A 24,491-nucleotide genomic window follows, 5' to 3' on the forward strand; every position below is an offset into this window, starting at 1 on the left:
GACATAATAAAGACACCCGGATAAAACCGGGTGTCTTTATTATTACCTTCCTAGTTATTACGTTTGAATCGTCTTGTTAATACAAACCCTAGTAGTACCAGACTTCCACCTACCAAGTAGATCGGAAATGCGCTGTCTTCTCCCGTTTTCGGAAGCTGAGTCGGTTTATTGCTGTTATTTCCTGGCTTAGTGACTGTACCCTTTGGTACTTCCTCCACATCAATCTCTATGAGGATTTCTTCTTCATTTCCATTCTCATCTGTAACAATAATGGTGAACTTATCTTTACCAATATAGCCCGGATCAGGTGTGTAGACCCATTTGCCATCCTTAGTAATAATTACTTTACCATGTCCCGGCTCATCTCCCAGGCTTGGCACTCCCCCAAGTGGAATTTCACCTTCAATAGGAACATCTTCATTGGTAATCTCTTTCTGCACAGGTGGAGTTACCTGCGGAACAACAGGCGTACTAGTTGCCACAGGCTGGCTTGGAGTAGCTGTTGGCGTAACCGTTGGCGTTGCTGTCGACACTGGCGTTACCATCGGTGTTGGTGAAGGTGTTGCCACCACAACTGGTGTTGGTGTTGGCGTAGAAGTAGCGACTACTTCCGGAGTCGGTGATGGTGTCCAGATAGGACCTGTCGGTTCCTCTGGCGTCGACGTTGGTGTTGCTGTCGGCGTCGACGTTGGTGTTGCTGTCGGCGTCGACGTTGGTGTTGCTGTTGGCGTCGACGTTGGTGTTGCTGTTGGTGTCGACGTTGGTGTTGCTGTTGGCGCTGGCGTTGGTGTTGCTGTTGGTGTTGGCGCTGGCGTTGGTGTTGCTGTCGGCGTCGACGTTGGTGTTGGTGTCGACGTTGGTGTTGCTGTCGGCGTCGACGTTGGTGTTGCTGTCGGCGTTGGTGTTACTGTTGGCGCTGGCGTTGGTGTTACCGTTGGTGTTACCGTTGGTGCTGGCGTTACGGTCGGTATAGGCGTTGCTGTTGGTGCCGGAACTTTGTTTTTAACCTGAAGGCTTATCCCTGTCGTCGAAGAAATAGTCACTTCATGTGGTGTTTGATCAAGAACATAACCAGCAGGTGCTGTTTTCTCAATTAATACATATTTCCCACCTGTCAGTTTGGTAAATTCAAGTATCCCGTTTGTATCCGTCGTGCCTTCCTTAATCCAGATCTTATCGGCATCAACTACGCGATACAGATCAAAAACGGCCCCACTTAACACCTTGCTGGTATTCCCGTCTTCTACTTTGGTAATCGTCAACGGTCCTCTTACGCCGCTTCCTGTACCGGAGCCGCTAGAGAGCTTAACGATAATTTCCTCGGTGCTTACACCTGGAACTACCTTGATGTTTTTACCATCAAAACTAACCTGATTGGTTACCTTATCATTGTTTTGTGCTGTGATCAGGGAATCATATTTTAAAATATAAGCTTCGGAAATATCCTTGAGGAAACTAAGCTTAAAGCTTTCTTTTCCGTCATTATCCGTAGTGATTTCCAGCTTATAATCTGTACCACTCACCAATTCTTGGTTGGTGGATGTTACATCCCCATTGCTTGCAACTTTCGTTTTGTAGACATGGAATGTATTGGACAGCAGGATTTGATTGTCGCTTGGAATATCCGTAATTACCGCTTCTTTTACAAAAGATTGGTTACGGTTGATGTAAACCGTCCAATGTATTTTATTGCCATCCTGCGCACCTTCTTTGTTAACATATTCCCCGCCCTGAGGGATATTAACAGAAGCTTGCAGTTTAGCGGACTCTACTTTCGTACCATCATATAACGTAGCTGTATTTTTAATTTCATTTGAATCAATCGCTTGATCCGCGAACGTTGTTTTGAAAGTGACGTAGAACGCATAATTAATCGTTTTATTAAATGTCACCTTCAGCTCACTGCCATCCAGCTCCACTTTATAATCAGCGGAATTCACACTAGCTTGAGGAGAAGGATTTCCATCCTTTCCATACTCCCATTTATTCACTTTCACAGAATCCATATTTACAACTTGGCCAGCTGAAATGGTATCAACCAGTTGAGCTTGGCTTAACGTTTTCTGATTATAATTAGCCCCAATGTTCCAAGTGATCTCCTTAGTTACAGCATTGTAGGAACCACTCTTCTTCCCATTGTTTTTAACCTCATCTCTTGGATTAAAGGTTGCGGTCGCTTCTTTATGCTTAGACTCCTTCACCCCATTAACCGTTTCTTTCCAATCGAGTGCACCTGTATTAGTGAATTGAGTTTTGCCCGGAGCCAGCCAATCATAGTTAAAGCTTGTTGTATAAGTAATTGTGTAAGGCTCATTTATCGGCGCATTAAAAGTAATCACAAATCCATCGTTTACTGCAACCGGATCATGCGCATTGTAAACAACACTATGGACGGTAGCAGTTCCACCTTTAGTTGGTTGAACCTTTAATGTACCCGGGACAAGCTTTAATCCGGCATTGCCAAAAGTATCTGTCACCACTAAATTTTCCATAGTCTTGCTGTCATCGTTAATTTGGATAGTCCAATCGAGGGTCTTAGTCGCATAATTAACGTTGCTATAATTTTTATGGAGAATTTGCTGCTTGATATCACTGTAACCCGTTTCTGTTTTTCCATCATAAGTAATCTTGTTCGTAATCTTGCCATCATCAAATACTCTGCCATTTGCCTTTGTCTGATATTCAATACGGTAGGCAGAATTAATATCATTGTTAAATTTCAGATCAAAACCATTTAATCCCGTTGCAGTTGTTGGAGTTATTGTATATTCGCTTGAAGCGATTTCCGCGCTTTTAACCCCGTTGCCATTACTGTCGATCGTTACAGGATAAACTTTAACCGAGCTGAGAATCAGATCTTGGGTGTTATTGAATGTATCCTTCAAAATAGCATTTGCCGCTAAAATTGTTTTTTCATTGTAATTGAAATTAACAGCCCAGGAAATCACCTGATTCGCTGCATCGTATTTAGTGGACTCTTTCGATAGTGGTTTGCCACGTCCTACTGTAACTGTAGTGCTAGCCTTTTTAGAAAATCCGTTATCTCCTGTTAAGACTGCCTCATTCAAAAAGGTTTTCGCATCTACACCAGTACCAGTTATATCCGTAGAAAAGCCAATCCGGTAGGCCTTAGTAAGCGGGTTATCCGCAAATTTCAGCTTTAACTCTCCCAAAGTGGATCCTGTCACATCATACTTGCTGCTGTCCACTATATTGCCAAGACTCACAGTCCCATCGACCTTCACATCAAGCTCATAAACAGCAATAGATACCGTATTTAGTGATAATCCCGCAGGGAGTGTGTCTGTGATAACTGCATTTTTTACGCTTTCCAGTGCCTTATTCACATCAACCGTCCAAGCGATGCTTGTTGGGTTATAATACTGCGGCTTAGGCGAACCGTCTTTTTCTATAGTAGAGCTAACCTTCGGCTTAAAATTAAGCTCAATGGTCTGAGTACCGCCTTGTATCGGGAAAATCAGGGTTTGCTTCGTGGAGCCAGTAATCTTCTTGGAGCTCAAAAGCGACCTTACGGAGAAAGTCCCTCCCACTTTATCGTGGGTTTCGATATACGCATTAAATGTAAATACAACGCGGTTAGTATTTTTGTCGACGGTATAAGTCCCTACAGGTTCATCGTCAAAAATAAGATCACCATTCAGATCGTTATAAAGTTCAAACTGTGTTGGAAGATCAAAGGTATAGGTGGACCCATCCTTATATCCATGCCCATCTGGAAGTGACCATGTATAGTTCAATTCCGAATAGGAATCAAGTTCATATACGCTTTCTGTAACCGTATTTGTGTATTTATCATCGGTGTATACAGCAAGCGTAACACTAGTAATGAGGTCATCTCCAATTACAGTACCGTTGCCACTCGCATATGCCTGCGAATTGACTCCAAAGCCAAAGCTGTAAGCCCATTGCGTCACAAGCAAGAATACTACGAGCAATGCGCTAATTTTCTTTTTTGATAACATTATTAAAAATGCCTCCTTTGTCACTCCGTTTATCGTGCTTTTCCTAAGCTTTATCCTTTGAATCCCGTACTCTACTCCCCGCATTAACCTCCTTGACCCTTTCTCATGATATAAATTTGCAACCTAACAACTATTGTAAATAGTCCATCTATACATAATCTGAACAGCGTCCTATTGCAGCCTTAGAGATCTTTTTATTGCAAAAAAAAACAGGGATATGCGCAATAACTCGCATATCCCTGTCTTATTTACTACTTAATGGAAAATAAAAATAACATTGTACATTTTACAGACTAGCGTGATCACGTTTGGTGTAAGTCTTGCGTTTCTCCAGAAGCTTGTTAAGCGCATCAATATAAGCGCGGGCACTTGCTTCCAGAATATCGGTGCTAAGTCCACGGCCTTGTGCAGCTACTTCTCCCTGCGACAGTACTACATGAACCTCACCTTGCGCATCTTTACCACGGGAGACCGATTTAATCGAATAATCTCCAAGGGTAACTTCCTCATTCGTGGCTTTATCAATAGCATTGTAGATGGCATCTACTGAACCATTACCTTCTGCCTCAGCTACAATCGGCTGGTCTTCCGGACCCGCAATAATAACCTTGGCGGTTGGAACAGCTTCATTACCATAAGTAACGAACATCGTTTGCAGCTTAAAGACTTCTGGCGTATCAATTAATTTCTCTTCAATCAAAGCCAAAATGTCTTCATCTGATACTTCTTTTTTCTTATCTGCCAAATCCTTAAATCTAGAAAAAGCGGTGTTCAGCTCTTCTTCGGACACATCATACCCTAGATCACTCAACTTATCGCGGAAAGCGTGACGTCCAGAGTGTTTGCCGAGTACCAGCTTGCTCTCTTTAAGTCCAATAGTCTCCGGTGTCATGATCTCGTAGGTAGTTTTCTCTTTCAGCATCCCGTCCTGGTGAATACCCGATTCATGAGCAAATGCGTTAGCTCCTACAATCGCTTTATTCCCTGGAACCACCATACCTGTCAGCTTGCTGACCAGACGGCTTGTGCGAGAGATCTCGGATAACGTAAGCGATGTTTTTGCGCCAAAAAATTCAGCCCGTGTCTCAAGCGCTAGCGCAACTTCTTCAATCGCTGTGTTCCCGGCACGTTCACCGATACCGTTGATCGTTCCTTCGATCTGATCTGCACCATTCTGAATCGCAGCCAGCGTATTTGCTGTAGCCATACCAAGATCGTTATGACAATGGGCACTAAGCTGTACGCGTTCAATATCAGGCACATTCTCTTTTAGATATTTAAAGATAGCTCCGTACTCCGAAGGATTCAAATAACCTACAGTATCCGGGATATTAACAACATTAGCGCCTTCCCGGATAGCCATGCCGACCATTTCAGCCATGAAATCATACTCCGTACGGCCCGCGTCTTCTAATGAAAACTCGAGCTTAGGGAAATATTTTTTAGCGTATCGGATAGCAGACTGTGCAGTTTCCAACACCTGAGCCTTATCCATCCGTAGCTTATGCTGGCGGTGAATAGGAGATGTAGCTAGAAAAATATGAATACAAGGGTCCTGCGCTCCCTGTAGTGCTTCTTTTACAGCATCAATATCTGTCTCTCTAGAACGAGAAAGGCCGATTACCGTGACGTTCTTCACAGCTCTTGCCACCGCATTAACAGAAGCTAGATCACCTGGAGAAGCTGCAGGAAAACCCGCTTCCATGCGATCAATTCCCAGCTTCTCTAACTGGTAAGCGATCTCCACTTTCTCACGCGTGTTGAGGTTCACACCTGGTGACTGCTCTCCATCTCGCAGTGTCGTATCGAACACATAAATTTTCCGCATGCTAAGCACCTCCCAAAAATTGTGCTGAAACTCTCAAATGCGGCTCGCAAAGTCACGGCCGCATTTGAAGGTAATACTATTTAATCATAAGTATGATTATGATTATTTCTTAATCCAGTGCATCATTTCACGCAATTGGCTACCTACAACTTCTACTGGGTGAGCAGCTTCGTTGCGGCGAGTAGCGGTAAGGAAAGCACGTCCGGATTGGTTTTCAAGGATAAAGTCACGAGCGAATTTACCTTCTTGAATATCTGTCAGAACAGCTTTCATAGCTTTTTTAGTATCTTCAGTTACAATGCGTGGTCCAGTTACATAGTCACCGTACTCAGCAGTGTTACTGATGGAATCGCGCATGCTGGACAATCCGCCTTCGTATACCATGTCAACGATCAGCTTCAATTCGTGCAGACATTCGAAGTAAGCCATTTCAGGAGCATATCCTGCTTCAGTCAATGTTTCGAAGCCAGCTTTGATCAGTGCGGATACACCACCGCAAAGTACAGCTTGTTCACCGAACAAGTCAGTTTCGGTTTCTTCACGGAAAGAAGTTTCGATAACCCCTGCACGTGTACAGCCGATACCTTTTGCATAAGCAAGACCGATTTCTTTAGCTTTTCCAGTTGCATCTTGTTCGATAGCAATCAAGCCAGGAACGCCAAAGCCTTCAACATAAGTACGACGAACCATGTGACCTGGAGATTTTGGTGCTACAAGCAGCACGTCTGCATCTTTAGGAGCAACGATTTGTCCAAAGTGTACGTTAAAGCCGTGGGAGAACATCAAAGCTGCGCCTTTTTTGAGGTTTGGTTCTACTTCATTTTTATATACCGAAGCCTGTGTTTCATCTGGCATTAGGATTTGCACAACATCTGCACGGGATACTGCTTCAGCAACTGGCAATACTTCAAAACCGTCATTTTTCGCAGTTTCAAAAGATTTACCTTCACGAAGACCGATGACAACTTGAAGACCACTGTCACGCAGGTTTTGTGCTTGGGCATGTCCTTGGCTACCGTACCCGATTACCGCAATTGTCTTTCCTTTTAATACACTAAGTTCTGCATCCTGTTCATAGTACGTTGTAACTGCCATTGTCAATATCCTCCTTTAATTTGAGACCCATCATAAAGAGCGGGTGCTTCAAGAGAACTGGATTCATAGAAGATCTAGCTGCTCCTCAAGCTCCCGCTCTTTAGCGGGAAGTTCATTCATATCATATCAGATTAATGCAATCAAGCAGTAATCCGTTAAAGTCGCAAAATAAAATATTTAAGAGTTACCGCGTACCATAGCCGTAATACCCGTGCGAGACAGCTCTCTGATTCCATAAGGTTTCAAAAGCTCGATCATCGCATCAATCTTCACTGTATCTCCAACTACCTGTACTAACAATGTAGTGCTGCCAATATCAACAACTGAAGCCCGGAAGGTTTCTACAACGCCCATAATTTCCGGACGCTCACTTGGATCAGCATTCACTTTAATCAGAGCCAGCTCACGAGCAACCATTGGCTTAGATCCAAGATCAACGACTTTAATTACATCAATTAACTTGTAGAGCTGCTTCTCGATTTGTTCAAGCGTATGCTGGTCTCCAAGAGTAACGATAACCATCCGGGACAATCCAACCTCTTCAGACTGGCCAACCGTAATACTCTCAATATTAAATCCGCGGCGACCGAACAAACCCGACACCCGTTGAAGCACACCCGGCTGGTCATTTACGAGTACAGAAATCGTATGTCTTGTCACTGTTATTCATCCCCCATCAGCATATGATCGATGGTTGAACCTTGAGTTACCATCGGGTAGACATTCTCGTCTTTTGGAACAACGAATTCTACCAATACTGGACCCGGTGTTTCCAGTGCCTTCTGCCATGCATCACGTGCTTCTTCCTTATTCGTCGCCCGTAGACCTTTTACGCCATAGGCCTCAGCCAGCTTAACGAAGTCCGGACTGCCTGCGAGATCTGTAAAGCTGTAACGTTTATCATAGATAAGATTCTGCCATTGGCGAACCATGCCAAGCACCTGATTGTTAATTACTACAATTTTGACTGGTATATTGTTAATCGCACATATTGCTAGCTCTTGGGAACACATTTGCATGCCGCCATCACCATTAATCGATACTACCAACCGTTCAGGATGTGCCATCTGTGCACCGATAGCTGACGGGAATCCGAAGCCCATCGTTCCAAGACCGCCTGAAGTAATCCATGAACGCGGATGATTGAACTTATAGTATTGTGCAGCCCACATTTGATGCTGACCAACATCCGTTGTGACAATCGCTTCACCTTTAGTGGTGTCATTGATCATTTCAATCACCCATTGTGGTTTAAGCTCTGTTTCTGAATCCTTATACCGAAGCGGCTGATCTAGCTTCCACTGAGCAATCTGTGTTCTCCAAGCATCAGCATTAGATGCGCGGCCAACCTCAGGATTCAGCATTTCCAATACAGTTTTCACATCGCCTACAATCGGAATATCAGGCGATACATTTTTCCCGATTTCTGCAGGGTCTATATCGATATGCACGATTTTGGCTTTTGGCGCGAAGCCGTCCAGTCTGCCAGTAACACGATCATCAAAACGTGCACCGATATTAATGAGCAAATCGCACTGTTGAATCGCATTATTCGCGGTATACGTACCATGCATACCCGGCATTCCCATCCAAAGTTCTTCTGCACTAGGGAAAGCTCCGAGACCCAGCAAGGTTGTAGTAATTGGAATCTCTGTCCGTTTCACGAATTCGAACATAGCTTCATGTGCTCCGGAGTAAATAACTCCACCACCTGCAATGATAATCGGACGTTCAGCAACCGCAATCGCACGAACCAATTTATCAAGCTGCAGTTTGTTTGGAACTGTACAAGGATTGTAGCCCCTAAGATTCACTGTTTTCACTGGTGTGAACAACGTCTTCGCTGCTGACACGTCTTTCGGAATATCGATCAACACTGGACCTTTACGACCGGTATTCGCCACATGGAAAGCTTCATGTATAACACGCGGGAGATCCTCAACATCTCTTACAAAGTAGCTATGCTTAGTAATTGGCATCGTTATCCCGGTAATGTCTGCTTCCTGGAAAGCATCTGTACCGATCAGGCTGGAGAATACGTTACCTGTGATTACAACCAATGGAGTGGAGTCCATATATGCTGTAGCAATACCTGTTACAAGATTCGTTGCTCCGGGACCCGAGGTAGCAATACATACCCCTGGTTTGCCACTTGCTCTAGCGTAACCGTCAGCTGCATGAATAGCACCTTGCTCATGACGTGTTAACACGTGATTGAAATCCGTAAAACCGTACAATGCATCATAGATGTACAATACAGCTCCACCCGGATATCCGAATACAGTGTCTACACCTTCTAATACAAGGCTGCGGAGTAATATCTCGGAACCGGAAATGACCTCCGGCTCCATCCATTTTTCTTTTAACTGCTCAGTAGACCGTAATTCCGGTATTTGCGCGCTCATCAGTATTCCTCCTCCGATATTTAACATTCATTATGCAAATGACGGACCGTCCTTTATACATCAGCAAATGGTTCCTTATAAAACAAAAAAACCTTTCGCCTCCCACGCACAGTATTAGCGCGTGAGGGACGAAAGGTTGATCTTCCGTGGTACCACCCATGTTTGCATTACATCTCGCGATGCAACGCCTTATCAGGTATACAAAAATCCATCGATGTAGGCAAGGGCCCTAATCTCTGTAACCTGAAGTCCCTAACGCGGACTAAACGATTTCCCCTAATAATTCCACCACTCTAGCCAGTGGACCTTTCAGGAAAACAGCTCCGAGGTGAGCTCGTATATAAGGGATTTCGGTGGAGGTTGCAGCAGATCCTCACACTCTCTGAGCAAAAGAGCCCTTAAAACTTCGTCCTCATCATTGCCGATACATGTATGTTCGATAAAATGTTTAGACACATTATATGATTCCTAACATGGATAAGTCAATACCCTTATTTTTAATATTGTCACAACTCCTACTTCTACGTGCTGGGAACCCCCACCCCGCTCCCGACATATGATGTACGACAATGCGTAGAAAGGGGGCGCTCTATGATCCGTTATCGTCGACCCAAGCAGGATGACGTCATTATCCTTGATTTAATCGAGCGACAGCTTGTACCATTATCTCATTTGCCAAAGACTGAAATTGCCAAAATCAAAAAAGATATCCCCCGTCGTCTGGGACACGGTATCACCTTAGTCGCCTGTCCCGACTATGAGAGTGATCCAATGGGGTTTGTCCATTTCCTGCTGCATGGTGATTTACTTTATATCGATATGTTAGCCATAGCACCCGCAGCACGGCGCAAACACTTGGGGAATATGCTCATGGATCGAGCAGAACGATTTGCACTATCACGCGGATGTCATCGGGCTAAGGTATCCGTCGATTTAGGAAATACAGCAGCTCTTGCCTTTTATCAAAAATTGGGCTACAGCGTAGCCCGTTATCAATCCCTAAGCTTCTGTTACGAACTGGAAAAAAGGTTCATCTAATTAAATCAAACTCAACTGAACTTAAAAGAATCCGAAAGGTGGATAGGGTGTGCCTCCGTACCCATAGCCTCCATAAGGATTGCCATAGCCAGGACCTCCACCATAAGGCACTCCACCGCCATAGCCACCACCAAAAGCATAAGGTGCTGTACCAATGGCAAGCAAATCAAACAACACTAAAGGAATGATTGCTTTGGTTTGTACTTTTTTACCACTTACGCGTTGTAATATCAGACGATTTCCGGATACACGCAGCAGTTTACCTGTCACCTGAGTACCGTCTTTTTTTACTGCAATGATCTGCTTACCTACGAGTCTCATAACTTGCTTCTTCGTAACTGGCTTAGTCATATGATCCCCTCCTAAATGTTTTGTACGCCTCTCATTCGCATCATCTACAAAACAGTCTATTCGTTGGAAAGGACCTTCGCCTGTACACTTGCCCTCCTACCTCAATGTTTATCCTTGCTGATCCTAATAAAAAAGCCGTATTTCCGGGAAAAGACCGGAAATACGGCTTTGAAAAGTTACATTTCTATCGCTTACCAGGATCGTATGGCTGTCCTAATGCCTTAGGAGCAGAGGAACGGCCTACAGCCCCTACCAGTACGATGATAGTCAGTACATAAGGGATCATAAAGATAAACTCTTGAGGAATATTTTGTGACCACTCATACAATTGAACATAGTTGCGAATCGCTTGGGAGAATCCGAAGAATACCGCTGCACCAAAGGCACCAAGTGGATTCCATTTCCCAAAGATCATCGCTGCAATGGCGATAAAACCTTGACCAGAGATTGTATTATGTCCAAAGGTTCCGGTCGTTGTTAAAGTGATTGTAGCCCCACCAATACCCGCCATCAATCCACTCAACATTACACCGATATATCTCATCCGATTAACTTTTACACCTAGTGTATCTGCAGCACTTGGATGCTCACCTACAGCACGCAAACGCAATCCAAATGGCGTCTTAAACAGAACCAAATAAATAACGATGACCAGTATTATGGCCAGATAAGTTGTAGGATAGGAATTAAAAATCCCTTCACCAATCACTGGGATTTTGGAGAGCCCAGGAATTGCAACCTTGCTGAATCCGTCAATGATCGGAGTTTCAGCAGATCCATCAAACAGGAGCTTTACCATGTAGAGCGTGCTGCCTGCAGCTAAAAAGTTAATAACCGTACCACTAATCGTCTGATCAGATTTAAAGGTTATAGATGCAACCGCATGAATTAGTGAGCCTAGCACACCAACAGCTATAGCACAGAGTACACCAACCCAAGGAGCCCATTCGCCCATTCCAGCGTCCTGAGCATAATAACCGCCTACTGCTGCCGCAAAGGCACCAAACATCATCAAACCTTCAAGTCCAATGTTTACGACACCGGAACGTTCAGAGAAGATGCCGCCAAGTGAGGCAAAAATGAGCGCTGTGGAAAAAACAAGCGTTGTATTAAGCAGTTGACCTAACGTCTGCAGATCCATCTATAACACCTTCTCTTTCTTGCGCTTGAAGTAAAAGGGCTTAAGCACCCAGCGCACAATCCCTTGTGCCGCAATAAAGAATATGATTGAACCAATAACGATACGAATAAGCTCCGGTGGAACATCTGCAGCAAAACTCATACCCGCAGAACCATAAGTCAGCGTACCGTAGAGAATCGCAGCCAGAATAACACCAAGTGGATGTGTTAAACCAAGAAGAGCAACGGCGATACCATCAAATCCATATCCTGGCGATGCCGCGAAAATAGCTTGATAATGGAATACACCAAGCACCTCTCCTGCTCCGGCCAGACCGGCGAATACACCACTTATGAACATTGCCTTCATAACGTTACGTCCAACATTCATCCCTGCATATTCGGCAGCATGTGGATTGTAACCAACTGCACGCATTTCGTAGCCCTGCTTGGTCTTCCATAAGTACACATAGAAGAATACCGCTGCAGCAAGAGCAATAGCTGTACCCCAGTGTAGACGTGCATTATCAAATATCGAATTCAAAAAGGTCATGGAAAGTGAGGCCGGAATATCCTCGGAACGATTTTGTCCTGGAAGCAACAAAAAGTTTCTAACGATATAATTCGACAGGTAAAGAGCGATCCAGTTTAACATGATTGTGGTAATAACTTCGTTAATCCCACGTTTTGCTTTCAAATAACCGGCAATCCCTGCCCATAAACCACCGCAGACACCCGCAATAATTACAGCAAGCGGGACAAGCAGGAAGGACGGCAGACCTGCCATCTTAATACCCACCACTGTTGCCGCTGTCATACCAATCATTACTTGGCCATCTGCCCCGATATTAAACATCCCTGAACGGAATGCGAAAGCTACGGCTAGCCCTGTAAGCATTAATGGTGTCATTTCGCGCACAGCTTCACCAAAGTTATACAAATTACCAAACACCCGTTTGAACAGTGCGGAGTAAGCAGTTATCGGATCATAACCGCCCAGAAGCATAACTATTGCTCCCACAAGAAAACCAAGCACGATGGCAACCAGAGGAACGATGTAGCTGTCAGTTGTGAAGATTTTTTTGAACTTATTCAACTGCCTTACCTCCCCGCTGCAAGCTGCCTGCCATCATAAGACCCAGTTCCTGATCATTCGTATCTTGCGGGAACACTTCACCGACAATTTTCCCTTCATAGATAACAGCGATTCTGTCAGAGACATTCATAATCTCGTCCAATTCAAAGGAAATAAGTAGAACAGCCTTTCCTTGATCACGCTGAGCTATGAGTTGCTTCTGAACAAATTCGATAGCCCCAACATCTAGACCGCGTGTAGGTTGTGCGGCAATTAACAATGTCGGATTTTTATCTATTTCCCGCGCAATAATCGCTTTCTGTTGATTTCCGCCGGATAAAGAACGGGCTTTGGTCTCTATTGAAGGTGTACGTACATCAAATTGCTCTATAAGCTTCGCTGCGTACTTATCAATGACATCATTTTGCAAAAAGCCATTTTTGTTGTAAGGACTCTTATAATAAGTTTCCAAAACCATATTCTCACTCATGGTGAAATCAAGCACTAACCCATGCTTGTGGCGGTCCTCAGGAATATGAGAGACATTCATCTCTGAAACCTTCCGCGGTGATAAATTAGCAATTTCATTGCCAGACACGGTAATCGAACCTGAATCAATTTTGCGCAGACCTGTAATCGCCTGGATCAACTCACTTTGTCCATTGCCATCTACGCCAGCAATCCCGAGAATTTCCCCTGCTTTAACTTCAAAGCTAAGACCATCCAGTACGGAAACCCCGTCTTTACTCTTACTGCTGACATCCTTCAGTTTGAGTACAGATTGGCCAACCTCAGGAGCTTTCTTGTCCACTTTGAAAGTTACGCCACGCCCAACCATTTTTTCAGCTAGCTCATTAGGGTTGGTCTCTGCGGTATTCACAGTATCAATTACTTTCCCACGTCTAATAATGGTGACCCGATCAGATATTTGCATGATTTCTTTAAGCTTATGCGTGATCAAAATAATGGATTTTCCCTCTGCAACAAGCCGCTTCATAATCGCCATGAGTTCCGTAATTTCTTGAGGCGTAAGTACTGCGGTCGGCTCATCAAATATGAGAATATCCGCTCCACGGTACAGGGTCTTCATAATCTCTACCCTTTGCTGCATACCTACCGAAATGTCATGAATAACGGCATTTGGATTCACTTGCAGGCCATATTGCTCCGATAGCTTCCGAACCTGTTCCGCAGCGGATTTATAGTCAATTTTAAGACCTTTTTTCGGCTCCATCCCAAGAACAATATTCTCGGTCACCGTAAAAGGCTCCACAAGCTTGAAATGCTGATGAACCATACCAATACCAAGCTCAATAGCTTTATTGGGGTTATCAATAATAACCGGTTTCCCGTCGATTTCAATACTGCCTTCATCCGGTTGATACAATCCAAATACAATGTTCATTAAAGTGGATTTGCCTGCACCATTCTCACCAAGCAATGCAAGAATTTCACCCTTTTTAAGCGTCAAGCTAATGGAATCGTTAGCAACAATACCGGGAAAGCGTTTTGTGATTTGCTTCAACTCTACGACAGGAGCCGCAGCACTCATGGAATCACCCTCATCACAGAATATATAACTACCTTATAGACACGGATGTACCGCCCTTTGTAAGGCGGTATATCTATGTTCCTCTTATCATAACCAGTGCTTTAACAAGGAATAAGGCCAGCACAACACCGGCCTTATTCTTTGATCCTTATTGTAATGCAATAAATGGAGACTAACTATTACTCGGAAGGAACAGTGATTGTTCCATCAATGATTTGTTTTTTGTATTCTTCAACTTTAGCCAGGATCTCTTCAGAAACGTTGTCCTTAGTATCAGAAATACCTACACCATTATCTTTCAGACCAAGAACGGTTGTAGTACCACCCTTGAACGTACCGTCAATTACTTCTTTAGAAACTTTAAGAACAGCTTCGTCTACACGTTTGATCATGGAAGTCAAAGTAACGTCAGTACCAAACTCGATGGATTGGTCTTTATCTACACCAATAACCCATACTTTAGTACCGCCTGCTTTGTTACGAGCTTTAGCTTCGTTGAATACGCCATTTCCTGTTTGTCCAGCAGCAGGGAAGATAATGTCGTTTCCGTCGTTATACAATGTAGCCGCAAGAGATTTACCAACGTCTGGTTTGTCATAACCACCAGCATAAGTAGGTGTTACTTTAGCTGAAGGGTTAACTGCTGCTACACCAGCTTTAAAGCCAGCTTCAAAACGTTTGATTACAGGGCTTTCCAGACCACCGATGAATGCAACTTTGTTAGTTTTTGTAGTCAGACCAGCAACCACACCAACCAAGAAGGAACCTTCATTTTCGGAGAAAGTAACGGAAGCTACGTTAGGAGCTTCAACTACGCTATCAATGATAGCCAAGTTAGCATTTGGGTTCTCAGTAGCTACTTTTTTAATTGCGTCGCCAAGATCAAAACCAATACCCCAAGTCAAGTTGTATCCATCTTTAACGAAGGAGTTAAGGTTTGGCTCATAGTCAGCATTTGATTTACTTTGCAAGTACTTAACGCCACTACCTGTTTCTTTTTCAAGAGCTTGCAATGCTTCCCATGCGGATTGGTTAAACGATTTATCGTTTACGCCACCAATGTCAGTAACCATACCAAATTTGAAATCGGATTTAGGTGCGTTTGTTCCTGCATTGGTTCCTGCATTAGTTTCACCTTTAGCGGCGTTGTTATTGTTGTTTCCACAGCCTGTCAAAACGACTGTAAGAGACAGCAACATTGCAAGAGATAGCTTTAAACCTTTTTTCATTGAATGTAATCCCCCTTAAAATATTGGATGTCTTCTGTGTTCTGCTTGGACATTCCATTAGTTCAAATTATAACTGCAATAAAATCTAAAATCCAGTGCATAAATGACCTCAGGTCAATAATAATTTGCACTTTTTAGCAAGTAACCGCTTTCCATGACATAGCATGTTACAGTTATGTCTGGTTAATGTCAGAAACCCTGATTTTACTCTGTATAGTATTCCAACACATTACAAATATTATTGCACACTTAAGTGTTTTCTATTATTATGATTCCTTAGTAATTGCACTGAAAGGAAGTTATCAGATCATGACCGAAGAAATAAATCCACAAACATCACCGGCCTTCAAATATTGCCGTGAATCCCGTGTCTTCAAAACCGGACGCGTTTTCCCTAATGATGTCAATAATCACAAAACATTATTCGGCGGCAAGCTTATGAGCGGCATCGATGAAGTAGCCTCCATTTCAGCTATGCGCCATTGTCGAACTAACGTCGTCACAGCCTCTACAGACTCTGTAGACTTCTTGAGACCCATTCGGCCTACTGACTCCGTATGTTTTGAATCCTTCGTCTCCTGGACTGGACGGACAAGCATAGAGGTGTTTGTAAAGATCATTTCAGAAAATCTATATACTGGAGAGCGCGCTGTCGCTGCCACTTCATTTCTAACCTTTGTCGCAGTCGAAGAGGATGGCACACCTACTCCGGTTCCAGCTATTATCCCAGAGACAGACGAAGAGAAGCTGATCAATGAATCCGCTAATGAACGTTCCGAGCTGCGAAAAGTACGCCGCAACATCAGCAAAAAGCTCGCTGCTCAATTAAATACCATAAAGTATTGGGAATAGTTCTGCATCCGCAGAGCTTTTTCTTTTATGTAGGGAAACCCAATGCTGCTTCCTACCTATCTTACCGCACAAAAAAGCACCGCTGCATGGGCAACCCGCAGGCGGTGCTTTTCGGTTATATTACAACACTTACGCGTTGATTTTCTCTTTAGCAATACCAGCCAAGGAGTTGAATGCGTTAAGATCATTCACAGCCAGATCAGCCAGCATCTTACGGTTAACTTCTACACCAGCCAATTTCAGGCCGTATACAAGCTTGCTGTAAGAAAGACCGTTCAAACGAGCTGCTGCATTAATACGAACGATCCACAGTCTGCGGAAGTTACGTTTAGTTTGACGACGGTCGCGGTAAGCGTAAACCATCGATTTCATTACTTGTTCTTTAGCTGTTTTAAAAATACGGTGTTTAGAACCGAAATAACCTTTTGCCAATTTCAACACTTTTTTATGTTTACGACGAACTACAAATCCGCCCTTAACTCTTGCCATATTAATAAACCTCCCAAAAATGTGTAATAAACTATTTCAAGTTAGCCAATCCTTGTTTCAAACGTCTTACATCCCCAGGGGCCATTACTGGATTTCCGTTCAGAACGCGCTTAGCGCGTTTAGATTTGTGGGACAGCAAGTGGTTTTTGTGAGCTTTGTAACGTGTTACTTTACCAGTTCCGGTAATTTTGAAGCGGCCTTTCAGGCTGCTGTGTGTTTTCATCTTAGGCATGGTGTTTCCTCCTTGAATATTATGCGGCGCCAAATTGCAGATAAGCAAGTGACTCCAGATTTATTGAGCTTTAGGAGCCAAAATCATAATCATGCTGCGGCCTTCCAGCTTTGGCTGGCGCTCAACAACAGATATATCAGCCACTTCGTTCTTCACTCGTTCGAGGATTTTTTGGCCGATATTCGCGTGTGTAATCTCACGTCCGCGGAAACGTACGGAGCACTTCACTTTATCGCCCTCACCCAAGAACTTGATCACATTGCGGAACTTAGTTTGATAATCATGTTCCTCAATGTTAGCACGGAACCAGACTTCCTTGATATCAACGACCTTCTGGTTTTTACGCGCTTCCTTCTCTTTCTTCTGCGTTTCATAACGGAACTTGCCGTAATCCATGATGCGGCATACCGGCGGCTTAGCCTGTGGTGCTACATTGACTAGATCCAGATTAAGATCGATCGCCATTTGCAGCGCTTCGCGGATCGGTTTAATTCCGATTTGCTCACCTTCCGCACCAACCAACCGTACCTCTTTGGCCCGAATTTCATCATTGATCATATGTTCCTTACTGATAACTCTCCACCTCCGGATCTTTTTAACAACTATTCTCACGTAACTCCATAAAAAAGGGGTGCCGGTAACACCCGACACCCCGTGTTTGATCAACGTTCATGAACATTAACATTCATAAAGCATTGAGATCAAAACCAGCCGGCGAATATGCCAGTCAGGTGAGAAGCAGGTGCTTCTTCTTGCAATCCCTATGATTTGCGTACTTGAATACTATACACCACACTATTTGGGGTGTCAATCCTTTTATGCAGAAATTTCGTGAACTTTATACCTGCTTACTTTGTACCTCTTCAAGTCGTACTACGCGAGTATGCTTGGTATGGCTCCATTGCTTATTGTTCTGCGTGAAGAACGCATAGAACGTAATCGGATACCACGAGATCAAGTAGATCGGGAAGAATACAAGATAAGCATATACTTTCTTGAACGTAACCTTCTCTAATGCCATCGCAATACCAAAAGTCACCAGATTGGCGCCAATAGCTAGGAAGCTGAGCCAGATCGGCAAGCTGCCATAAATGTTAGCGATATTCGGTCCGTTAAAGAACGCCATATCCACCCACATTACCGCCGTCATTAAAAAAGTGAGCAATACAATATATACATTCGCTCCATAAAGCGCGAGGTCAAACTTCGTTAAGCTGCGTTCTTTAATACTTTGCCAAAGCAATGGAAAAAAATAACGGCGAGCAACAGTGAAGTGCCCCTGCATCCAACGCAGACGCTGTCTTGAGGAGGCCTTGAAGGTTAACGGCTTCTCATCAAATACCTTTGCATCATAATTGAACTTAGGATATACACCATGTGCTGCACTACGCATCGTAAACTCCAAGTCCTCGACCAAACTTGTAGCTCCCCAGCCCATTTCTTTAAGAAGTGTGGTCTCAAAACACATTCCGGTTCCGCCAAGGAAGTTAGCCATATTTAAATTATGGCGTGAAAGTTGCCACAAACGGTTAATATACCAGTACGAAATACCATAAGCAGCTGTAATCCAGGAATCCTCTGGATTCTTGGTATCGATATAACCTTGGATTACCCGTGCACCTGAACAAAGATCATTATTCATCTCCATCAGGAACTCAGTATGCGCCAAGTTATCGGCATCGAACATGACAACAGCATCATATTGCCGCGGCATAGCCCACAGCTCTTTAAGCATCCATTCTATTGCGTAGCCTTTACCTCTCAGATTTGCATTGGTGCGGACACAAGCGTTCATGCCGTGTTCTCTAACGATGCGAGCTGTACCGTCTGTACAATTGTCACAAATTACAAATACATCGTACAGTTCTGATGGATAATTAAGCTGCTTCAGATTCTCCATTAATGCGCCGACAACTTCTTCCTCGTTATGTGCGGCAACAAGTACGGCAAAAGATTTTTCCGGCTTATACTGCGTCTTTTTCTTTTTCCTGTGCAGCCCGAATAATGAAAACGTAAACTGATAGACTGCGATTGCTGCCAAGATCACTTGGAGCGTAACAAACAGTGCGTCTGTCATGACCTTTTGATGCCCCCTTTTTTCACTCTTGGTGTTCTTTTTTTTCTCTCTAGCTTGCTTGACGTTCTTTCTGACCCTTTTGTTGCATCCCTTAACAATAGACCAAGAGTATTCTTATTCTCGGCAGACTTCACAATTTTTATATATGCTGTTTAAAAGAATTCTATGGATTCCTTTTTTTGAATCCTTATTTATCTCTTACCCTTTTAAACAGGTTTAGTCTGCTTGAATCATTGTAAAGCGTAATAGTGCTCTAAGTCAAAACTGGCAAATTTCGAGTAAACCTGAGCTTTTCCTTGAAATGAACTACCTTTAAAAAGTATGATTAAGACAGATCTAAGCTATAGAACGGATTACTGCATTAACATCTGTTAACGGTAGCCGGACTAGCGGAGGGAATTAGATATGAGACATTTATTCATGAAACTACATCTCTGGGAGCGGCATCTTTTTAAGTGGATCAACGGACGAATGCATAATCGTTTTTTGAACTTTTGGCTCTTTTACCTTACTCATTTGGGTGGAGCTACAAGCACGATTGTTATCAATATACTGATATGGGTATTAGCTCCTGAGCCTTGGAGAACTACAGGTTTACAAGCCTTGACAGCACTAGCTGTCAGCCATATACCCGTAGCTATCGCCAAAAAGCTGTACCCGCGAATGCGTCCATATCTGGCGTTACCGGAAACCAATACTTTTCGTAATCCATTAAAGGATCATTCTTTTCCATCTGGTCATACTACAGCTATCTTTGCTTCTACGGTCCCTTATATGCTGGCGTTTCCTGCTATGACCGTTATTCTGCTGCCGCTAGCTTGTATTGTCGGATTTTCTCGTATTTATCTTGGATTGCATTATCCATCGGATGTTATAGCTGGCGCAGTGATCGGTTCCTGCGTAGCAGCTGGTACTATAGCCTTATGGATGTGAAGCATTTATTGTTAATAACCGGGAAAACCCTTGAGAATAGGTGAATCAACATTGCGTAAAAAAAGAATCTTAATACTCTCGGAAGGTTTTGGCGCCGGACATACACAAGCAGCTTATGCGTTGTCGAGCAGTCTGCGCCAATTATCGCCTAATTTACAAACGAAGGTGCTAGAACTTGGGAATTTTCTAAACCCCAAGATGGCACCTATTATTCTGTCTGCTTACCGAAAGACGGTAACGACACAGCCAAAATTAATGGGTTATGTCTACCGTCACCAGAAATCATTTAATCGTCTTACCACGCTTGCCTTGCATCGTATATTTTATACGCATGCCAAAAATATTGTGAGACAACTGAAACCTGACGTAATTGTCTGCACTCATTTTATTCCAGGTGCTGTAGTATCCCGCCTAAAGAGACTAGATCCTACCTTAAAAGTGCCGCTCGTCACCGTTATAACAGATTATGATGCGCATGCTACCTGGATTAGCCCAGAGGTAGACCTTTATCTGGTTTCAACACCTGAGGTTAAATCCAAATTGCGCAGCCGAAATATTCCTGCCACGAAAATTCAGGTAACAGGCATACCGATACACCCTAATTTTTGGAAGCATCCCGGAAAGCAGGAGATTCGAGAGCAATTCAATCTGCGGGAGATGCCAACCGTTCTAGTCATGGGCGGCGGCTGGGGAATCATGAACGACCAAGTCGTAAATGCTTGTCTGGCGGAATGGCGTGACAAGATTCAAATTGTTTTCTGTCTCGGCAAAAATGAGCAGCTGCTAAAGGAAATGAAAGAAGACCCGCGTTATAATCATCCTAATATTTCCTTAATCGGCTTTACGCGTGAAATCCACAAGCTGATGGAGGTCTCCGATCTGCTGGTTACAAAACCGGGTGGAATGACTTGCAGTGAAGGGCTGGCAAAGGGTATTCCCATGCTCTTCCATCACCCTCTTCCCGGTCAGGAGGAGGAGAATTGCCGCTACTTTACTGCAGCCGGCTTCGGAGAACCCATCGAATCTTTAGAGGTTGTCGAAATGTGGATGAAGCGCCTCTTGAACAACTATGAGGATGTGCAAAACAAGCGCAAACTCCACCTTGAAGAAATCGCTCGCTATCACCCGTTACAATGTGCTCAGAGTATCATCGAATTATTGGAATAGTTAATAAAAAAGCGGCAGCCTCCAAACCACATGGAGACTTGCCGCTTTTTTATTGAAGCATGCCTTATGGAGCAGTGCTTTGTAACTACAACCGATATTTATCCAATCGGGTAGCCTGATACTGTTTGAGTGCTTCTGCGCCTACAATTGCCTCGCAACGATGGATATTCACGCCACGTCCGACAAATTTCGTCTCATATTCTGTCATGATATGATCCTCGTTGATGATGCCATCTGCATGTAGGTCCAAAGAAATATTTTTCATCTGCAAGCCAAAGTCCGCAAAGGCATTTAATGAGAACTCAAAAAGACTGCGGGAATCTGTTTTCAGATGAATTTCACCTAGATCGCTAAGCAAACCGCGATATTTGTCAAGAAAACGCGGATGTGTCAAACGACGCCGGGCATGCTTGCTTTTAGGCCATGGATCGCTGAAATTAAGATAAATCCGTTCAAGCTCTCCCGGAGCAAATACTTCCTCAGCATAATCGATATTTGCAAGTGCCAATTTCAGGTTAGGCGGTGTTTCATGTCCTGCCGGCTCCCATACTGCTCTAGCCTTATCTCCAGCACGGCGGATCAGCTCATCATACATATCCACTCCGATAAAGTTAATATCAGGATATTTAAAGCTCATTTGGCTGATAAACTGTCCTTTGCCCATTCCGAACTCCACATGGATCGGATGATCGTTACCGAACAGCTTGGACCACTCACCTTTATAACTCCGAGGATCTAGAATGACTAAATCCGTCTGTTCTTCCAAACTTTCACGTATTCCTTTTCTTCCGCGTAAACGCATAGGTATTCCTCCGATTATCTCTTATACGATAACTGTCACTTGCAATATTGTGCCGAAATTGTCCCAAAAAGTAAAGGGATTGCGGTAAAAAAGAAAAAGGAATTCTCTGGTTCAGCTCTTAAATGAGCTGTTCAGAGGAATTCCTTCGTTGTTGTATATTGGAAATAAATTTCGTTCTTGTCTGGCAGATCAGGATTTACTTTGTGTTTGTGGCAAATGTCTTTTTTTCGAATGCGCTACGAATTTTACGCTGCGCATCTGTCTTGATCTTAGGGTTGCCGTTAAATTCCACGCCCGTTAGTGCAAGGGCTTCATCTGGCGTTAAATGGACTTCAATCGAATCTTTACCCTCAGCATATACCGTTTGAGAATTCATTGCTATCACCTCACGGTTATTATTATGGATCGGACGACACGAAATTATGAACTCCTGGATGAATTTCTTTATGCCACAGCAGCTTTTCACACTCTGAATATAACATACTATGTAAGCATTTTCAAGCCGAAAGCGCCTTATTTCCTGCCTATTTTTCATGCCGTTATGGGGAGTCAATGTTACGCCGAGCTCGGTTTTTTGATACAATGTATTGGATTATAAGAAACGGCTGTGCGTTCTCTGGGATAAGGACGCCATCTGTCTCAGAAAAATATAAGGATAAGGGAACTTATCCATAATTATATTTTCAGAAAGGGGCTTCTCGTGTCTAATCTTCAATACACTTCTCCTCCGCAACTTTGGGGAGATAAACGTTTTCATACTTGGAATTACGAAATGCGTGAACACATGAACACCAAGGTATTCAAAGTTATGCTTGATGCAGGCTTTACCTGTCCCAATCGTGACGGCTCCATCGCTAAGGGAGGCTGCACATTTTGCAGTGCCAGAGGTTCTGGTGATTTTGCCGGAAGCCGCCGAGATGACCTAGTCACACAATTCAATAACGTCCGTGACAGACAGCATTTGAAATGGCCAAATGCTAAATATATCGGTTACTTCCAAGCCTATACTAATACGTATGCTCCGGTCGAAGAGCTGAGAGAATATTTCGAAGTTATTTTGCAGCAGCCTGGTGTCGTTGGATTGTCTATTGCTACCCGCCCTGACTGTCTGCCCGATGATGTAGTCGAATATTTAGCAGAGCTCAACAAGCGTACGTATCTTTGGGTAGAGATGGGTCTTCAGACTATACATGACTCCACTTCTGAGCTTATTAATCGGGCGCATGATACGCAGTGTTATGTGGAGGCTGTGGAGAAGCTGCGCCGTCACAATATTCGAATCTGTACCCATATCATTCACGGTCTCCCACAGGAGACGCACGAAATGATGCTTGAAACGGTATCTGCTGTAGCTCGCATGGATGTGCAGGGAATTAAGATTCACCTTCTGCATCTCATGCGCAAAACACCAATGGTGAAGCAGTATGAAGCAGGATTGCTCCGATTCATGGAACAGGACGAGTATGTGAAGCTGATTGCTGATTCACTTGAAATTCTGCCCCCTGAGATGATTGTTCATCGCTTGACTGGAGATGCCCCACGGGATCTCTTAGTTGGACCGATGTGGAGTCTCAAGAAATGGGAAGTGCTAAATGCCATTGACGATGAGCTTGTTGCTCGTGATACTTGGCAGGGTAAGTATTGGAGGAAGGGCTAATGGGCTTTATGTCCGTTCTAAGCTTTGCTCATAAATTAATCTCTGAGCGGCTGACTTTAGGTGACCGTGCGATTGATGCAACTGTAGGTACTGGTGCTGACACGCTTTTTCTAGCCAAAACAACCGGAGCTCGTGGCGAAGTCTACGGCTTTGACATTCAAGCTGCGGCGCTGAAGCTGGCAGAAGAACGTCTCCGGCTTGCGCGGGAGGAAACTTCTTCACTCTCTGGCGTTACCTTACTGGAACGCAGCCATGCCGAAATGGCAGAAGCCGTCCCGGCTAACTGGCCAGGCACCGTTGGTGCTGTAATGTTCAATCTTGGCTATCTGCCTTCAGGCGATGCCGACAAGAATATCATTACTGAGCCGGATAGCTCTATTGCAGCCCTGGAAGCTTCACTCCAGCTGCTGCGTCCGGGGGGAATTATTACGGCTGTACTGTATCCTGGCCATGCAGGCGGAGATCTCGAAGCCGCCGCTGTTGAAGCTTGGGCAACGACTGTTTCCCCTAAGGTAGCGCAGAGCATTGTATACCGTCAGCTGCAGCGCACGGACGCACCTTATGTAATTGCCCTCGAGAAGAAAAAAGGTTCCCCATCTTAAGCTTT

The 24,491-nt window shown here is 44.0% G+C and carries 22 protein-coding genes; 6 read left to right on the plus strand and 16 right to left on the minus strand.

Translation table 11 applies throughout. From position 1 onward, the window contains the following. Positions 1-50: 50 nt before the first annotated feature. The 5 genes from MHH49_RS03445 to ilvB form a co-directional block, all read right to left on the minus strand. Complete coding sequence (locus MHH49_RS03445; RefSeq protein ID WP_341137889.1) at positions 51-3,983, minus strand: collagen binding domain-containing protein; 3,933 nt, start codon at positions 3,981-3,983, stop codon at positions 51-53. Between the two features lie 286 nt (positions 3,984-4,269). Beyond that, entirely contained in the window at positions 4,270-5,811 is a 1,542-nt protein-coding gene (locus tag MHH49_RS03450; protein ID WP_036679482.1) for a 2-isopropylmalate synthase, read from the minus strand. Positions 5,812-5,913: 102 nt separating this feature from the next. Beyond that, entirely contained in the window at positions 5,914-6,906 is a 993-nt protein-coding gene (gene ilvC / locus MHH49_RS03455; protein ID WP_036679485.1) for a ketol-acid reductoisomerase, read from the minus strand. 177 nt (positions 6,907-7,083) lie between these two features. After that, the gene (ilvN, locus tag MHH49_RS03460) at positions 7,084-7,572 is read right to left on the minus strand and encodes an acetolactate synthase small subunit (RefSeq protein WP_170914191.1); all 489 of its coding nucleotides are present in this window, start codon (positions 7,570-7,572) and stop codon (positions 7,084-7,086) included. After that, the gene (ilvB, locus tag MHH49_RS03465; RefSeq protein WP_036679490.1) at positions 7,569-9,311 is read right to left on the minus strand and encodes a biosynthetic-type acetolactate synthase large subunit; all 1,743 of its coding nucleotides are present in this window, start codon (positions 9,309-9,311) and stop codon (positions 7,569-7,571) included. The genes ilvN and ilvB overlap by 4 nt, the downstream gene beginning before the upstream one ends. A 591-nt stretch (positions 9,312-9,902) precedes the next feature. Between ilvB and MHH49_RS03470 the strand changes: the two genes are divergently transcribed. Further along, positions 9,903-10,349: a GNAT family N-acetyltransferase gene (locus MHH49_RS03470; protein WP_036679492.1), complete on the plus strand. Its 447-nt coding sequence runs from the start codon at positions 9,903-9,905 to the stop codon at positions 10,347-10,349. Positions 10,350-10,370: 21 nt separating this feature from the next. Here the strand turns inward: MHH49_RS03470 and MHH49_RS03475 are convergent, their stop codons facing one another. The 5 genes from MHH49_RS03475 to MHH49_RS03495 form a co-directional block, all read right to left on the minus strand. Then, positions 10,371-10,700, minus strand: a complete 330-nt coding sequence (locus tag MHH49_RS03475; protein WP_036679494.1) for a hypothetical protein — start codon at positions 10,698-10,700, stop codon at positions 10,371-10,373. 184 nt (positions 10,701-10,884) lie between these two features. After that, positions 10,885-11,841 (minus strand): ABC transporter permease, encoded by a 957-nt coding sequence (locus MHH49_RS03480; protein WP_036679496.1) that lies wholly within the window; start codon positions 11,839-11,841, stop codon positions 10,885-10,887. After that, a complete protein-coding gene (locus MHH49_RS03485) occupies positions 11,842-12,915 on the minus strand; it encodes an ABC transporter permease (protein WP_076107269.1) in 1,074 nt (357 codons plus the stop codon). Then, complete coding sequence (locus MHH49_RS03490) at positions 12,908-14,446, minus strand: ABC transporter ATP-binding protein (protein WP_036679500.1); 1,539 nt, start codon at positions 14,444-14,446, stop codon at positions 12,908-12,910. The genes MHH49_RS03485 and MHH49_RS03490 overlap by 8 nt, the downstream gene beginning before the upstream one ends. Positions 14,447-14,625: 179 nt before the next feature. Beyond that, on the minus strand, positions 14,626-15,675 hold the full coding sequence (locus tag MHH49_RS03495; protein ID WP_076107271.1) for a BMP family lipoprotein: 1,050 nt from the start codon (positions 15,673-15,675) through the stop codon (positions 14,626-14,628). Positions 15,676-15,984: 309 nt separating this feature from the next. Between MHH49_RS03495 and MHH49_RS03500 the strand changes: the two genes are divergently transcribed. Beyond that, on the plus strand, positions 15,985-16,527 hold the full coding sequence (locus tag MHH49_RS03500) for an acyl-CoA thioesterase (RefSeq protein WP_052096840.1): 543 nt from the start codon (positions 15,985-15,987) through the stop codon (positions 16,525-16,527). 129 nt (positions 16,528-16,656) lie between these two features. Here the strand turns inward: MHH49_RS03500 and rplT are convergent, their stop codons facing one another. From rplT to MHH49_RS03520, 4 genes are all read right to left on the minus strand, one after another. Further along, positions 16,657-17,016, minus strand: a complete 360-nt coding sequence (rplT, locus tag MHH49_RS03505) for a 50S ribosomal protein L20 (RefSeq protein ID WP_036679505.1) — start codon at positions 17,014-17,016, stop codon at positions 16,657-16,659. Between the two features lie 31 nt (positions 17,017-17,047). Beyond that, positions 17,048-17,248, minus strand: coding sequence for a 50S ribosomal protein L35 (gene rpmI / locus MHH49_RS03510; RefSeq protein WP_036679507.1), 201 nt, complete (start codon positions 17,246-17,248; stop codon positions 17,048-17,050). Positions 17,249-17,308: 60 nt separating this feature from the next. Beyond that, positions 17,309-17,806, minus strand: coding sequence for a translation initiation factor IF-3 (infC, locus tag MHH49_RS03515; protein ID WP_036679510.1), 498 nt, complete (start codon positions 17,804-17,806; stop codon positions 17,309-17,311). A 280-nt stretch (positions 17,807-18,086) separates the two neighbouring features. Continuing rightward, positions 18,087-19,325 carry a glycosyltransferase family 2 protein gene (locus MHH49_RS03520; RefSeq protein WP_036679513.1) on the minus strand — a complete coding sequence of 413 codons (1,239 nt, stop codon included), beginning with the start codon at positions 19,323-19,325 and terminating at the stop codon, positions 18,087-18,089. A gap of 405 nt (positions 19,326-19,730) precedes the next feature. Between MHH49_RS03520 and MHH49_RS03525 the strand changes: the two genes are divergently transcribed. Further along, on the plus strand, positions 19,731-20,258 hold the full coding sequence (locus tag MHH49_RS03525) for a phosphatase PAP2 family protein (protein WP_036679516.1): 528 nt from the start codon (positions 19,731-19,733) through the stop codon (positions 20,256-20,258). Positions 20,259-20,309: 51 nt separating this feature from the next. Next, a complete protein-coding gene (locus MHH49_RS03530) occupies positions 20,310-21,425 on the plus strand; it encodes an MGDG synthase family glycosyltransferase (RefSeq protein WP_341137890.1) in 1,116 nt (371 codons plus the stop codon). A gap of 85 nt (positions 21,426-21,510) precedes the next feature. On the opposite strand, the gene trmB is transcribed toward MHH49_RS03530, so the two are convergent. Then, positions 21,511-22,227: a tRNA (guanosine(46)-N7)-methyltransferase TrmB gene (gene trmB / locus MHH49_RS03535; protein WP_036679523.1), complete on the minus strand. Its 717-nt coding sequence runs from the start codon at positions 22,225-22,227 to the stop codon at positions 21,511-21,513. 196 nt (positions 22,228-22,423) lie between these two features. Beyond that, positions 22,424-22,603, minus strand: coding sequence for a hypothetical protein (locus MHH49_RS03540; RefSeq protein WP_036679526.1), 180 nt, complete (start codon positions 22,601-22,603; stop codon positions 22,424-22,426). 324 nt (positions 22,604-22,927) lie between these two features. Here MHH49_RS03540 and MHH49_RS03545 point away from each other — a divergent pair, with 324 nt between their 5' ends. Next, the gene (locus MHH49_RS03545) at positions 22,928-23,884 is read left to right on the plus strand and encodes a TIGR01212 family radical SAM protein (RefSeq protein WP_076107276.1); all 957 of its coding nucleotides are present in this window, start codon (positions 22,928-22,930) and stop codon (positions 23,882-23,884) included. Then, complete coding sequence (locus MHH49_RS03550; protein WP_036679532.1) at positions 23,884-24,486, plus strand: class I SAM-dependent methyltransferase; 603 nt, start codon at positions 23,884-23,886, stop codon at positions 24,484-24,486. Before MHH49_RS03545 ends, MHH49_RS03550 begins: the two co-directional genes overlap by 1 nt. The last annotated feature ends 5 nt before the right edge of the window (positions 24,487-24,491 follow it).

The organism is Paenibacillus sp. FSL F4-0122, assembly GCF_038002845.1.
GTDB lineage: Bacteria > Bacillota > Bacilli > Paenibacillales > Paenibacillaceae > Paenibacillus_AQ > Paenibacillus_AQ odorifer.